This is a genomic window from Eisenbergiella tayi (assembly GCF_001881565.1).
Lineage (GTDB): Bacteria > Bacillota > Clostridia > Lachnospirales > Lachnospiraceae > Eisenbergiella > Eisenbergiella tayi.
In genome coordinates this window covers 125,966-140,618 of the sequence record NZ_MPDJ01000001.1, presented here as the reverse complement: position 1 = coordinate 140,618, position 14,653 = coordinate 125,966, and the positions used below count along the sequence as shown (strand labels likewise).

Sequence of the window (14,653 nt, the reverse complement as noted above, 5' to 3'; positions counted from 1 at the left end):
TTTTCATGGAAAAATACCGCAGCCAGCGGCAGAAAGTGAGGAAGACATGGGAAAACCAACCGGATTTATGGATTATGATAGAAAAGTAAGCCGTGCTGAAGAACCGGCGAGCAGAATCAAACACTTTAATGAATTCCACCAGCACCTGTCCAGAGAGGAACAGCAGCTTCAGGGTGCACGCTGTATGGAATGCGGCGTGCCCTTCTGCCAGTCCGGCATGATGCTCTGCGGAATGGCGTCCGGCTGCCCTCTGCACAACCTGGTGCCGGAATGGAACGACCTGGTATACACCGGAAACTGGGAACAGGCCTACGAACGCCTGAAAAAGACAAATAATTTCCCCGAATTTACGGCCCGCGTATGCCCCGCCCTCTGCGAGGCGGCCTGCACCTGCGGCCTCAACGGCGAACCCGTTTCCACCAAGGAAAACGAATACGCCATCATTGAAAATGCCTACGAAAAAGGCTATGCCGCCCCCAAACCACCTAAACAGCGCACCGGCAAAAAAGTGGCTGTCATAGGAAGCGGCCCCTCCGGCCTGGCAGCCGCCGACCAGCTCAACAAACGAGGCCATACAGTCACCGTTTACGAACGTTCCGATCGTATCGGCGGCCTGCTCATGTACGGAATACCCAACATGAAACTGGAAAAAGATATCGTACAGCGCAAAGTAAAAATCATGGAAGAAGAGGGCGTCACCTTCCTCACCGGAATTGACGTGGGAAAAGACATCAAACCCTCCCAGCTCCTGAAGGAATACGATCGCATCATACTTGCCTGCGGAGCATCCAACCCCAGAGATCTGAACGCCCCCGGCCGCGACGCAAAAGGAATCTACTTTGCCGTTGATTTCCTTACTGCCAACACCAAAAGCCTCCTCGATTCCAACTTCACCGACGGAAAATACGTGGAGACAAAAGGCAAAAATGTCATCATCATCGGAGGCGGCGACACCGGCAACGACTGCGTGGGAACATCCATCCGCCACGGCTGCAAATCCGTGACACAAATAGAAATGATGCCCAAAGCCCCCGACCAGAGAGCCGAAGACAACCCCTGGCCCGAATGGCCCAAAATCTGCAAAACCGACTACGGCCAGGAAGAAGCAATAGCCCTCTACGGCCACGACCCGAGAATTTATGAATCCACAGTCAAGGAATTCATCAAAGACAAAAACGGAAACCTCAAGGCCGTTAAAATCGTAAAACTAAAACAAGAAAAAGACCCAAAAACCGGAAGAATGAACATGAAAGAAATACCCGACACCGAACAAATACTCGATGCCGACATCGTACTCATCGCAGCCGGATTTCTGGGAAGCCAAAAATACATTACCGACGCATTTAAAGTAGAACTCAATGCACGCACTAATGTTAAGACGGAAGACGGAAAGTATAAGACAAACGCTGATAAAATATTTGTTACAGGCGATATGCACAGAGGTCAATCACTTGTCGTGTGGGCCATAAGAGAAGGCAGAGAAGCAGCAAGAGAAGTTGATGAGAGTCTGATGGGGTATACAAACGTGTCGCCCCAGTAGGCGGTGCGAAAAGAAGCGAAAGGAAGGACCGGAGGAAGAGCTCGCTCTCCCTCCGGTCCTTCCTTTCGCTTCTTGAACAACGGATGGCTCGCTCTGCGGACCATCCGTTGTTTTCATAGGCTGTACACCGCCGGCCTCCCCCAACACCCCACCTCCCCAGGGCAGGCAGCGCCAGCGCCCCTGCCCGCTTCCCTTTGATACTCTTTTGGTGCACTCTCCCCCCTATAATACCATTAACCCCAAAACCCAAAAACCAAAATAGGAAAGGAGCCCCCTATGAAAAAAAACTAAAAACACCCCCACCCCATCCCCCCGTCCCATTCATCTTATCCCCCTCCTCCTTATCCCCCTTCTGCTCCCCGCCTGTACCCCTGCCTCCGCCCAGCCCATCCCTCAGGAAACGAAGGAAACTCAGGAAATTCAGGAACCCATATCCTCATCGCCTTCCACCCAACCCGCCAACGAAATCACCCTCCCCAACCCCATGGAAGAAATGTCGGATATAATGGAACTCCAGTCCACGCTCTCCTTCACCATGCTGGACCTTCCCGCCTACTACGCAGAAGAAGACCCTCACTACTACATAATTGACGGCACCCTGGGAGAAATCCAATGCAAGGTTGCCGGCAGAGACGTTGTCATCCGCCAGCAGGAAGGCTCCGGAGACATTACCGGCTGGTACGATGTGGCCTATAAAGAGCTGGAATACGACGGCATGCCCTGCCATTACGGGAAATCAGATGACACCTTCATCGCATGGTGGGAAGACGCTGACTACTCCTACGCCGTTACCGTAACGGGCATCAATGAAAACGACTTTATCAATGAATACATATACGAACTCAGCCAGATGTCACAGCGAAATTACCTGGAACAGATCGGCTTTGAACGAACCTATCCCGGAACCACCCCCCGGGAGGATACGAAGCAGCTAGAGGAAGAATTAGGAATTGCCATATTGGAACTCCCCGAAGGCTACGACCATTTCGAGCCTGTGTATTTCGGAATTACGGACGACACCGAATCCGGTTTTATTTCATATAAATGCGGCCTTGTATATACCAGCATTGATCTTATCACCGGCCGCCAAAGAGAAACTGAATTTGACGATGAAGATTTCCAACCCGTGGAACATAACGGGATAAACGTGGAAATAGCTCAAATGACCGGCCCTTCAGAAGGGGTTATTGTTTCCGAGTGGTCCGATGGAGCCTGCTACTATACCATGATAACCTGCTATCTGGAGTTAGACGAGGTGAACGCCATATTAGAGCTGCTGACTGCGTCAGACGGAGAGTAAACCGCGGCGGCAGGCAACCGGTTACCGTTCAGACCCTGCCGTGCACCTGCTGCACGGCAGCGGAGCCGTTAAACCAGTGGCCGCAGAACATCCGCCCATCCCCGAAAGCGGATTAAATGGGCGGATGCAAACCCAAAGGAACGGCAGGCAGCGCCAGCGCCCCTGCCCGTCTCCCCTTATCATCACAGCCACCCAAACGCCTGCACCATAGAAAGCACCAGATTCCCCACCCCATGCGCCATCCACCCAGGCACAATAGATCCTCCGGATCCCTTTTCCGTCAGCCACCCCAGCAGCCACCCGCTGAACCCCGTAATCAAAGTAATTACCAAAGCCTTCAACGGCGTAGTCACAAAGAAAAACATAACCCCATGAAGCGCCCCGAACAACAGCCCCTGGACCACATTCCCCACAGCGAACCCAAACTTAGCAATCAACCTTTTCCCAATAAACCCCCGGAACAAAATCTCCTCCGAAAGCCCCGTCTGAATCATCCCAAAAAGAAAGGCAGAGGGAAAAGCGCTCCATCCCATCCCTGCATAAGAACTCTGCACCGTAGCATTCGCCGGCAGCAGATGAGGAATCCACCACACCTGCGAAACAACACAAAGCACGAAGAAAAACAAAATACACCCGCCCACAGCCAGCCAGCTGCCCCTGACACCCTTCAGCCCGATCCACGAGAAAAAATTTTCCTTCCGTCTCGCCGTAACCAGCCACCATATAAAAGGAATCAGAGAGAACATAAGAACCTGAGAAATCACATTAAAAAACATCGATACCATATCCATAAAGAACCTCCTTAAGTTTGCTTGTTGAGTTATTGTATTAATATAATAATACAATAACTCACCCCCCAGCCAATGTCAAGCACATAAAAATAATTCCTCTTAAATATTGTCATCACTAACCGCTCCCGCCTCCCGCCCATCCCCGCCGCCGAAGGCATTTTCAAGCCTTTTCATTCGCCCCTATTTCATCCGCACTTCATTTTCAGCCTCACTCTGGACACCGGACACCGCAAGATGATATGATACAATTATCATTACAGCAACCAATTGCTGCAGTATGTAAAAAAGTCAGAGTCCACAGCAGCCCTATGCATCGTATATTCCCCCGGCCGGCTTGCCTTCCCGCTGCGTTTTCCCTCTCCGGCGGGTCTGTATACCCTGCAAAGGCCTTCTAAAAACGCCGGTTCTTAGATTGTGTTTTGTACAATCTTAGTACCGCTGCGTTTTTAGCAGAGTGAGAACGTGCCTGCGCAGGTATATAGACCCGCCGGAGAGGGAAAACGCAGCGGGAAGGCAAGCCGGCCGGAGGAATATACGATGCATAGGGCTGCTGTGAACTCTGACGGAAAGAAGAAAAGGAGAAGCTTATGGATTATCAGAAATTAACCCAGGGGGAAATCAAACAGGCGCTGGATTTTTCCGCCGCGCAGATAAAAAAGTATCTGCCGCAGTTTACGGATAAATTCCAGAATGCCTACAGCGTGAATCATTTCTACGAGCCCATCGATAACGTGGACTGGACCAACGGATTCTGGACCGGAGAAATATGGCTTGCCTATGAACATACCAAAGATGAGGCCTTCCGGAAAGCGGCGGAGATACAGGTAAAGGACTACCTCCGCCGCATCGATAACAAAATCATGGTAGACCACCACGATATGGGCTTTTTATACACCCCGTCCTGCGTTGCAGCCTGGAAACTCACAGGAAACCGGACAGGAAGAGAAGCGGCGATCAAAGCCGCAGACCAGCTCATCAGCCGTTTTCATGAAAAAGGAGAATTCATCCAGGCCTGGGGCGCTATGAATGCCCCGGAAAACTACCGCCTGATCATCGACTGCCTTCTGAACCTCCCGCTTCTGTACTGGGCATCCGAAGAAACCGGTGACAGCAAGTACAGGGATATAGCAGAAAAACACATCCATACCGCTTTAGCCAATGTCATCCGCGAGGACGGTTCCACCTGGCATACCTTTTTCTTCAATATGGAAACCGGAGAACCGGATCACGGGGCTACCTGCCAGGGCTACAGAGACGGATCCGCCTGGGCAAGAGGACAGGCCTGGGGTGTTTACGGAACGGCGCTGGGCTACCGGTACACCAAAGAGGCCAAATATGTGGATGCTTTTCGTACCGTAACCGGCTATTTCCTGGAACACCTGCCGGAGGATCTGGTACCCTACTGGGATTTTGAATTTACCGACGGTTCCGATCAGCCCAGGGATTCCTCCGCTGCTGTCATAGCGGCCTGCGGTATGCTGGAAATGGCGAAGTACCTGCCGGAAGAAGATGCTGACTATTACAGGACAAAAGCATCTGAAATCATGAAATCCATTTATGACAATTATGCCGTAAAGGATCACGAAACTTCCAACGGCCTGGTGCTCCACAGCACCTATTCCAACCATTCTCCTTACAATACCTGCAACCACTGCGGTGTGGATGAATGCAACTCCTGGGGAGATTATTTTTATATGGAGGCGTTGACCAGGTTGTCAAAGGATTGGGAACAGTACTGGTAAAACAGCTATAATGTTTCTTGCCTTTTATACGGATGAAATCAGTTGCAGAACTGCTATTTCACCCGGTTGACGAAATAGAGGACTTATAAACACCGTAAATTCATTATAAATATGAATTTACGGTGTTTTTTTACTATCAGGTAATCAAAGTACCAGTTTTCAGAAAAAGTATTGTTCAAAAAGAGATAAGATAGGTGATGATATGAAATCGGTTTCTGAAATAAAGCCGATTTTCTTACAGAGCAGAACTTTTGAAAAGAATAAATACTAAAAAATAAACAAAAAACACGCCCTTTAAGCTCTGCAAAACACATGATTTTATACCAAATGTACAAAAAACATAAAAAACAAAAAATATTATGTGCAAGCTGTTGACATTTAGAAAGCTATTACATATAATTATCTCATGAAATGGGTTTCAAGAAAAGATTCATTAGTAAGCTTATCGGAATTTATGAGTAGCAGGAGGAAAAGAGATTGAGTAAAGAGAAATCGAAAGCGACAGTTGCCGCGCCAAGAAGAAAGGAAAGGACGTTTTTCCAAAATGTTGTCCGTTATCGGGTACTGATTTTTATGTGTCTTCCGGCGATTATATTTTTCTTCGCATTCAGCTATATGCCGCTGCCGGGAATCTGGGTGGCTTTCGTAAAATATAACTACCGAAACGGCATTTTCGGAAGCAAATTTGTAGGTCTGCAGAACTTCGAATTCCTGGCACAGTCAGGTAAGCTGCTGACACTTACCAGAAACACACTGCTTTATAACCTGGCATTCATTCTGCTTGGAAATCTTCTGGCTGTATTTGTGGCGATACTGCTGAATGAAATGAGAAGCAAATGGTTTAAGAAAGTATCACAGACGATGATGTTTCTTCCTTACTTTATATCGCAGGTTCTGGTAGGCCTGCTTGTATACAGCCTCCTGAACTTTGATACCGGTTTTGTAAACAGTATCCTGACTACGTTGGGAATGGAAAAATGGCAGCCCTATGCCGACCCGAAAGTATGGCCGGTACTGATGGTAATCATTTATCTGTGGCAGCAGACCGGATATAACTCCGTAGTATATTTTGCAGCTATTATGGGTATTGATGCCGAAATGATTGAAGCGTCAAGAGTAGACGGAGCCAACGGATTCCAGAAAATCCGCTATATCATCCTTCCTTCCCTGAAGCCCACGATTGTAATTCTCATACTGTTCGCGCTGGGCGGCATTGTAAAAGGCAACTTCGGTTTATTCTATAACATAATCGGATCCAACTCCATTTTGTATGGAACCACAGATATTATTGAGACCTTCGTATACCGGGCAACCATGACAGATTTCAACTTCTCGACTGCTTCTGCGGTAGGCCTGTACCAGTCCATAATCGGATTTGTAATTGTTATGGTAGTCAATTATATTGTGAAGAAAATTGAACCGGATTATTCCCTGTTCTAAGTAAAAATGGAGGTCAATCATGGCAAAGAAACAAGATATGGATTTACAGATGTCCGGAGCTAAGGTCAAGCTCGGAAAATCAGATATAGTAATCAGAGGGGCCGGTTATATATTAATCACCATTTATGCACTGGCCTGTATCATTCCATTCCTGCTTATTATAGGAACGTCCTTTACAAACGAAGCCATCATCCATGCAGAAGGGGTACAGCTCATTCCCAAGGGATTTTCTCTGGAAGCTTATCAGATGGTTACAAAAAACGGAAACATATGGAAATCTTACATATTAACTATAGTTATGACCGGGGTGGGTACCTTCCTGGGGCTGTCTATTATTTCCATGACAGGCTACGCGCTCCAGAGAAAGGATTTCCCTTTCCGTAATGCGATTTCCTTCTATATCTATTTTACAAGCCTTTTCTCAGCAGGTCTGGCTCCTTATTATCTGCTGATGACACAGACATATCATTTGAAAGACAGCTATCTGGCAGTATTGCTGCCCCTGATGATGTCACCGTGGCTGATAATACTGATGAAAAACTTCGTAAAGGCGATACCCCATGAGATTACGGAATCGGGTAAAATTGACGGCGCCGGGGATATGAAAATTTTCACAGCCCTGATACTCCCCATGCTTAAGCCTGCACTGGCTACTATCGGCCTGTTCCTTGCCCTCAGCTATTGGAATGAATGGTACCAGTCTTCCCTGTTCCTCAGTACAAAGGTGGCTATTAAGCCGCTGCAGTATACACTGTACGAGGTTGTTAACAAAATCGACGCTTTGAAGAACTCAGTTGCCGGACAGTTTGTTAACGTAGTGGATATCCCTCAGGAAGGTGTTAAAATGGCGAATGCCGTGCTGGCAACAGGCCCTATCATTCTCCTGTATCCGTTTGTACAGAAATATTTTATAAGCGGTATTACGGTTGGTGCGGTTAAAGGTTAATTTACATATTAAAAGAATACGGTTCTTACTCTGCAGGTGAGCAGAGATCATATAAAGGAACAATTAACGAATGGAAACGGAGGTAGAGTATGAAAAAGAAATTACTCGCAATTTTACTGGCGGCCACTATGGTAACAGGCCTTGCCGCCTGTGGAAACAGCAATTCCCAGACAACTACGGATAACGGGGCTGCAGCAGATACGGCAGAAGCCGATAACAGCGCAGCAGCAGATGATTCGGCAAGTGCCGGTACATCAGCAGATTCTTCTGACCCGTGGGCAAATGTGGACACATCTGAGCATGTGAAGATCACCTATATGACAACTGGTGACAGGCCTTCAGGAACAGAAGCAAAATACGAAGAAATGATGACCGAATTAAACAAAATCCTTACCGAGAAAGTAAATGCGGAACTGGAGATTTACTTCATTCCCTGGACTGATTATCTTACAAATTATAACCTGACACTGGCTCAGATGGACGGTACCGTAGACCTGGTCGGAACTGCTTCCGACTGGCTGGATGCATGGCCGAATTCCAAGAACGGCGCATTCCTGGAACTGTCCGAAGATATGCTTAAAACCTATGCTCCTAAAACATGGGAAAGCGTAAGCCCTGAACATTGGGATATGTGCAGATATAACGGCGAGATTTATCTGATGCCGGAAGATAACTATGCACAGTGGACCAACCATGGTTTCATTTACCGTCTTGACTGGGCGAAAGCTGCAGGACTGGATAAGGTTGACAGCTGGGAAGATATGACAGAATACTTCCGTTATGTAAAGGAAACTTATCCTGACATGATCCCCTGGGATTCCGATGGAACACATCATACACAGCTGGCAGGCGGCTGGGTTTCTTCCCATACTAATTTTGTAGCCATTGACGGTATCAGCACCGGCGCACTCTGGGGCGGTACAAGAGATGACCTGTATACAGTTACAACTCCCGCTTATACAGATACAGATATGATGGTTGAGTTTGCAAAGACGATGAAGGAATGGGATAATATCGGTGTCTGGAGGACAGACGTTCTGAATGTTGGTTCTACCACAGCCCGTGATGACTATCGTGTCGGCAAGACCGCAGCGGATCAGCATCATACCCAGACCTGGACAGATTTAGTAAGCCCTACCAGCCAGAATAAGATTTATCAGGATGATCCTAACGCAGAATCCGGTTTCTTCTATTTCGGTGAAGAGACAGGAAACGTAACCGCTCTGTCCATTACTCACGGTGCAATGGCAGTTTCAGCAGGAAGCGCCAACCCGGAAAGAGCACTTATGGTTTATGACCTGCTGAGAAATGATCCGGAATGCTATCAGCTGCTTTGCTATGGTATTAAGGGTGTGTCATGGGATGTAAATGACGAAGGTCTCCGTGTTGAACCTGAAGGATACAATGCAGATACAGACAACATCAACGGAACAACCAATTTCTGGTGGGGACGTAATGATGATTTGGAAATCAGAGACGCGACAAGAGCATGGGATAAGATCGATGCACTTTATAACGAATATGATTCCATTAAGATTGACTATCCTTATGGCCAGTTCGTTCCCGAAGTAGATGATATCCAGGCAAAGATCAACAATGTAAATGAAACATATGTAAACTATATGAAACAGATTGCTTTCGGTAAATATTCCGGATCCGCTGAAGATATCGTTGCAGAAATGCAGGCAGCCCTGAAACAGGCTGGTATTGAAGATGTAACAGCAGAACTGCAGGCACAGTTCGATGCACTGTATAAATAAGAAGGAAACTTCTGATTAACAGCACGCAGCCTATTGCCGGCCGCATACTCCGGTATGCAGCCGGCAATTTGCATAATAAGCGGCTGTTTAAAGGCAGGGAAAACTTTTGAATTCGATAAGACTGATAATATGGAATATCTGTGTCCTCTGGAACCCGGTATCCTCATTATCTTTAGAATAGATGGCAGCAGAGGGAAAAGGAGAAGTGGAAATGAAAAAAGGAGTTTTTGAAATCAGGGATGATTTCTATTTGGACGGCAAACCTTTTAAAATAATATCCGGAGCGGTTCATTATTTCAGAATCGTTCCCGAATATTGGCGTGACAGGCTTGAGAAGCTGAAGGCGATGGGGGCGAATACAGTGGAAACCTATGTCCCCTGGAATATGCACGAACCCCAAAAAGGGAAATTCGTATTCGAAGGTATGCTGGATATCAGCAGGTTTATCCTGCTTGCCCAGGAGCTGGGTTTATATGTCATTGTCCGCCCTTCCCCTTATATCTGCGCGGAATGGGAGTTCGGCGGCCTTCCTGCCTGGCTTTTGAAGGAAGACGGCATGCGGCTTCGCGGCTGTTATGAACCATTTCTGGAAGCCGTCCGTGAATACTACAGCGTATTGTTTCCCATACTCGTTCCCCTGCAGATTCACCACGGCGGCCCTGTTATCCTGATGCAGGTGGAAAATGAATACGGCTACTATGGCGATGATACCCGGTATATGGAAACCATGAAACAGCTTATGCTGGATAATGGCGCCGAGGTACCGCTGGTAACCTCCGACGGTCCAATGGATGAGTCGCTTTCCTGCGGAAGGCTTCCCGGCGTGCTGCCCACCGGAAACTTCGGTTCCAAGACAGAAGAGCGTTTTGAGGTGCTTAAAAAGTACACAGAGGGCGGCCCTCTTATGTGCACGGAGTTCTGGGTCGGCTGGTTCGATCACTGGGGAAACGGCGGGCACATGCGCGGAAACCTGGAAGAAAGCACAAAAGATCTGGATAAAATGCTGGAGATGGGACATGTAAATATCTACATGTTTGAAGGCGGAACCAATTTCGGTTTTATGAATGGCTCCAATTATTATGATGAACTGACCCCGGATGTCACCAGCTATGATTATGATGCGGTGCTGACGGAAGCCGGAGATTTTACCGTTAAATATGACAAATACAGAGAAGTTATCGGAAAATACACACAGCTTCCCCAGGTAACTTTTTCAACGGATATAAAAAAGAAAGATTACGGCGCCCTGAAGGTACAGGAGAAGGTAAGCCTGTTCCGGGTACTTGACGATCTTTCCTCACCCGTAAGCAATACGTTCCCGATTCCCATGGAAAAACTGGATCAGAGCTACGGTTACATCCTGTACCGTTCAGCGCTGGAAAGAGAGCAGAACCTGGAAAAAATCCGTCTGTGGGGAGCGAATGACAGAGCGAATATCTTTGTGGATCAAAAGCCGCTGATCACTCTTTATGACAGGGAACTGCTAAAAGAAGCGGAGGTAAAGGCAGATTTTGAATCCGGCGCTCTTCTGGATATTCTGGTGGAAAATATGGGCCGTGTGAATTTCGGTCCCCTCATGGAATCCCAGCGCAAAGGAATTGCAGGCTGCGTGCAGCTCAACGGCCATATGCATTATAATTGGGAAATGTATACACTGCCGTTTAATAATCTGGAAAAGCTGGATTTTTCAAAAGGCTATGAAGAAGGGACACCGGGCTTTTATAAGTTTGTTTTTGAGGTGGAGGAAGCTGGAGACACCTTCCTGGATTTCGGCGGCTGGGGAAAAGGCTGTGCCTTCCTCAACGGATTCAATCTGGGACGGTTCTGGGAAATAGGGCCGCAGAAGCGGCTGTATATTCCTGCGCCGCTGCTTAAAAAAGGCAGGAATGAAATTATTTTATTTGAAACAGATGGAAAGACGGCTCCTGAGATCAGCCTGAAGGCGGAGCCGGATATAGGATAAAATCAGGAATGGTAATGGAAGCTTTGTTCGGAAAACCTTCAAATTTGTCTGTAAGCGTGCCGGAATAACGTACAAGAGCAGGATTTTTTGAAAATTTGTATTTTACCGATTTTTTTCTGAAAAGACTTGGTTAATTCCCGGGTATGTATTATAATAAAAATAGTAATGATACCGGTTTCAAAAAGGCGCAGATTGGTAATTTGTGCAGGAAAACTGAAAACGGGGGAGGAATAAAGTGGAAAAAGAAACGATCAGTATATATACAATTGCAAAAGAAGCAGGCGTATCACCGGCCACGGTTTCCAGAGTCCTTACAGGCAATGCGAAGGTGAGTGAAGAAAAGAAGAGCAAAGTGGAGGCTCTGATCAGGAAGTATGATTTCAGGCCCAACGCGCTGGCAAGAGGCTTAAGCAGTGTGGAGACCAAGATGATTGGCCTGATGGTCTCCGACATACGGAACCCGTTTTATGCGACTATGGCGGTGGAATGCGAAAAAGCGGCGAATGAAAACGGCTATCTGCTTTTATTGTGCAATTCCCTGGGGAGCAACGAGATGGAGGTTTCCTATCTGGAAAAGTTTTCGGGGCAGAGGGTGGATGCTATTATCCAGATCGGCGGAAAAGTGGATGAGCTGGTATCCGATACCAGCTATGTGGAAAACATCAACAGAGTGGCAAACACGACGCCGATTCTGATTACGGGTAAGCTGGACGGCGCGGACTGTTACCAGGTGAATATCGACGAGGGGCAGTCCATGGAGCTGCTGATGCAGTTTCTCATTGAAAACGGCCATCAGGATATCGCTCTGATGGGCGGACGTGATAATGTTAAATCCACACTGGATAAAAGGCTGCGTTACCGTCAGATGCTTCGGAAGTATGGAATTCCTGTCAGAGAGGAATACATTGTAGATGGAAGCAGCTATGATATCGAAAGCGGCAGTGCCGCGATGTACCGGTTTATCAGAGAGGATCACCCCATGCCCAGCGCGATCATCGCCATCAATGACTTCACGGCGGTGGGGATTGTACGGGCGCTCAGGGAGCAGGGCATGCGGATACCGGAGGATGTGTCCGTGGTGAGCTTTGATAATACCTATATTGCGGAAACCTGCATGCCCAGGCTGACCTGCGTGGGTTATGATTATAAGCTATTCGGCAAGCTTTTGATAGAAACGGCGATAAAAGCCATCCATAATGAAGAGCCTCCCCGGGTACAGATGGTGAAGTCGGGCCTGGTAATCCGTGATTCCTGCAAACAGCTGAAGTGAAGACGGAACGAGCGCTTCAACCGGCCGGGAAAGGGAAATGGTTTATATGTTTTACCGGATAAACCTGCAGTATCTGCCTTCGGTCAGACTGGCAGATTCGGTGGTGATTGAGCCGCCCTATGTGCACAGGCGCAGAAAGGCAGACGAATATATTGTATATCTGATAAAAAAAGGGGTCATGTATCTGGAGGAAAACGGAGAAACGGTAACGCTCCAGCCGGGGGATATGTATGTGCTGGACCCAAGATATATCCATGTGGGTGTGAAGGCCTCCTGGTGTGAGTATTTCTACGTGCATTTCCGGCATCCGGATATGGAGCCCCTTGAAGAAGAGACAGAAAAAGGACTGCAGAAGCTTTTGCTGGAAAACAGGCAGGCTTCTGTCCAGAGTGATATTTTCAGCTATGAAAAGTGTGAAGGCCAGAGCCTTTACCTTCCGAAAAGCTATCATATCCATGATTACAGCAGCCTGGTGAAGGTGACGGAGCTTCTGAATGAAGCGATGGAGCGGAATATCACCCAGCTGGAAAATTATAAAATTCTGCTGGCCTGTAAGGTGCTGGAGGCCTTCGTGGAAATAAGCAGAAGCTGCGTGACGGAGGAAACGGTGGCCTATGTGGAGAAGCAGCCCCGTTCTTACCGGAATGTGCAGGAGCTTTTGAATTACCTGAACAGGGAATATGCGGCAGATATTACAGGACAGTCCCTGGAAAAAGAGTTCGGCGGCAATTTCGATTATATGAACCGGACGTTTAAGAAGGTAACGGGACAGACCATCTTTAAATATCTGAACCGGGTTCGGATAAATCATGCCAAGGCGCTTATTCTGAATTCACCTCTGAAGATGTCCAGGATTGGAGAGAGTGTCGGATTCCCTGACGAGTATTATTTCAGCAGAGTCTTTAAAAAATATACCGGAAAATCCCCCACGGAATATGCCAGGGAAGGAATGAACGGAAGAAAAAACGGGAAGTGACCGAAAGGTTATTTCCCGTTTTTTCTTCCGTTCGCGCAGCTCATTGCCAGCAGATGAAAGTCCATGCACCGGTTATCGTGATAAAATCTTTTCATAAGCTGGGCCAGGGGATGGTTTTCCAGCCCGCCGCTGGGATCATGGTGCCGCAGGTATTTCTGAAACGGTATCGTATTATTCCTGGAAACACGGAGGAAAAAAGGTTCCGTATCCTGAAAAACGGCATCGACAAGGCAGCAGATCAGAAGCTGCTGTTCCCTTTTGCAGACGATACGTTCGGACTGGTACATGACTTTTCCCGAGGAGGAAAGAAAGCGCATGGTATAGAAGCCCAGCCCCCGCAGTGAGGGGCCTTCCTTCAGGGAAGGGAAGCCGCCTGATGAAGGAAATCCTATGGACTCATATACTTCAAGCCAGATAGAGCGCCCCTTTTTCAGGCGGCAGCTGAAAGCAATGTTCTGTGCAAAATTTTCCGTTTCCGATCCATCAAATTCAATTCCCATTTCCGTCATGAAGCAGATGGGATCGTATTCCATCACCTCCCAGTGAAGCGCCCCCTTTCGTGTACGATCCGTAAGGGCTGCCAAGAGCCTGCGGATTTCCAATGAATCAAATTCCATGCTGTGTCCTTTCGCCGGAGTAATTTCCGAATGATTTTTATGTAGTGGTGACTCAAACATCGCACAAGCCCCTGTCCCTTCCGGCCAACGATTGGGGGACTGCCGTCCGGATGGATGCCTTCCCCTCAGCCGGCTATGCAGGAATCCCTGTCTCTTATCCACCTCTAGATGTGTATAAGAGACAGGAAATTATGACCGAATTAAACAAAATCCTTACCGAGAAAGTAAATGCGGAACTGGAGATTTACTTCATTCCCTGGACTGATTATCTTACAAATTATAACCTGACACTGGCTCAGATGGACGGT

Annotated in this window: 11 protein-coding genes; 9 read left to right on the top strand and 2 right to left on the bottom strand. The window is 47.7% G+C overall.

Going from position 1 to position 14,653, the window contains the following annotated elements; all coding sequences use genetic code 11:
- Positions 1-46 precede the first annotated feature (46 nt).
- The gene (locus BLA28_RS00630; RefSeq protein WP_009254229.1) at positions 47-1,540 is read left to right on the top strand and encodes a glutamate synthase subunit beta; all 1,494 of its coding nucleotides are present in this window, start codon (positions 47-49) and stop codon (positions 1,538-1,540) included.
- Between the two features lie 493 nt (positions 1,541-2,033).
- Positions 2,034-2,840 (top strand): hypothetical protein, encoded by an 807-nt coding sequence (locus BLA28_RS00625; RefSeq protein ID WP_069155596.1) that lies wholly within the window; start codon positions 2,034-2,036, stop codon positions 2,838-2,840.
- A gap of 182 nt (positions 2,841-3,022) precedes the next feature.
- Here the strand turns inward: BLA28_RS00625 and BLA28_RS00620 are convergent, their stop codons facing one another.
- Positions 3,023-3,631, bottom strand: a complete 609-nt coding sequence (locus BLA28_RS00620) for a CPBP family intramembrane glutamic endopeptidase (RefSeq protein WP_069155595.1) — start codon at positions 3,629-3,631, stop codon at positions 3,023-3,025.
- A gap of 587 nt (positions 3,632-4,218) precedes the next feature.
- Between BLA28_RS00620 and BLA28_RS00615 the strand changes: the two genes are divergently transcribed.
- The 7 genes from BLA28_RS00615 to BLA28_RS00580 all read left to right on the top strand — a co-directional run bounded on the left by BLA28_RS00615 (position 4,219) and on the right by BLA28_RS00580 (position 13,728).
- Complete coding sequence (locus tag BLA28_RS00615) at positions 4,219-5,373, top strand: glycoside hydrolase family 88 protein (RefSeq protein WP_069155594.1); 1,155 nt, start codon at positions 4,219-4,221, stop codon at positions 5,371-5,373.
- A gap of 477 nt (positions 5,374-5,850) precedes the next feature.
- Positions 5,851-6,813 (top strand): ABC transporter permease, encoded by a 963-nt coding sequence (locus BLA28_RS00610; protein WP_069155593.1) that lies wholly within the window; start codon positions 5,851-5,853, stop codon positions 6,811-6,813.
- A gap of 19 nt (positions 6,814-6,832) precedes the next feature.
- Positions 6,833-7,759 (top strand): carbohydrate ABC transporter permease, encoded by a 927-nt coding sequence (locus BLA28_RS00605; protein WP_081329779.1) that lies wholly within the window; start codon positions 6,833-6,835, stop codon positions 7,757-7,759.
- A gap of 89 nt (positions 7,760-7,848) precedes the next feature.
- The gene (locus BLA28_RS00600) at positions 7,849-9,519 is read left to right on the top strand and encodes a DUF3502 domain-containing protein (protein WP_069155592.1); all 1,671 of its coding nucleotides are present in this window, start codon (positions 7,849-7,851) and stop codon (positions 9,517-9,519) included.
- Between the two features lie 211 nt (positions 9,520-9,730).
- Positions 9,731-11,482: a glycoside hydrolase family 35 protein gene (locus BLA28_RS00590; RefSeq protein ID WP_069155591.1), complete on the top strand. Its 1,752-nt coding sequence runs from the start codon at positions 9,731-9,733 to the stop codon at positions 11,480-11,482.
- 235 nt (positions 11,483-11,717) lie between these two features.
- Positions 11,718-12,752 (top strand): LacI family DNA-binding transcriptional regulator, encoded by a 1,035-nt coding sequence (locus BLA28_RS00585; RefSeq protein WP_009254218.1) that lies wholly within the window; start codon positions 11,718-11,720, stop codon positions 12,750-12,752.
- 37 nt (positions 12,753-12,789) lie between these two features.
- Positions 12,790-13,728, top strand: coding sequence for a helix-turn-helix domain-containing protein (locus BLA28_RS00580; protein WP_009254217.1), 939 nt, complete (start codon positions 12,790-12,792; stop codon positions 13,726-13,728).
- 8 nt (positions 13,729-13,736) lie between these two features.
- Here BLA28_RS00580 and BLA28_RS00575 read toward each other — a convergent pair whose 3' ends face one another.
- The gene (locus BLA28_RS00575) at positions 13,737-14,345 is read right to left on the bottom strand and encodes a hypothetical protein (RefSeq protein ID WP_069152233.1); all 609 of its coding nucleotides are present in this window, start codon (positions 14,343-14,345) and stop codon (positions 13,737-13,739) included.
- Positions 14,346-14,653: the final 308 nt, after the last annotated feature.

Bases quoted from the DNA above. Each gene is read 5' to 3' on its own strand.
- BLA28_RS00630 (WP_009254229.1), top strand. From the start codon at position 47: ATGGGAAAACCAACCGGATTTATGGATTATGATAGAAAAGTAAGCCGT.
- BLA28_RS00625 (WP_069155596.1), top strand. From the start codon at position 2,034: ATGTCGGATATAATGGAACTCCAGTCCACGCTCTCCTTCACCATGCTG.
- BLA28_RS00620 (WP_069155595.1), bottom strand. From the start codon at position 3,631: ATGGATATGGTATCGATGTTTTTTAATGTGATTTCTCAGGTTCTTATG.
- BLA28_RS00615 (WP_069155594.1), top strand. From the start codon at position 4,219: ATGGATTATCAGAAATTAACCCAGGGGGAAATCAAACAGGCGCTGGAT.
- BLA28_RS00605 (WP_081329779.1), top strand. From the start codon at position 6,833: ATGGCAAAGAAACAAGATATGGATTTACAGATGTCCGGAGCTAAGGTC.
- BLA28_RS00600 (WP_069155592.1), top strand. From the start codon at position 7,849: ATGAAAAAGAAATTACTCGCAATTTTACTGGCGGCCACTATGGTAACA.
- BLA28_RS00590 (WP_069155591.1), top strand. From the start codon at position 9,731: ATGAAAAAAGGAGTTTTTGAAATCAGGGATGATTTCTATTTGGACGGC.
- BLA28_RS00580 (WP_009254217.1), top strand. From the start codon at position 12,790: ATGGTTTATATGTTTTACCGGATAAACCTGCAGTATCTGCCTTCGGTC.
- BLA28_RS00575 (WP_069152233.1), bottom strand. From the start codon at position 14,345: ATGGAATTTGATTCATTGGAAATCCGCAGGCTCTTGGCAGCCCTTACG.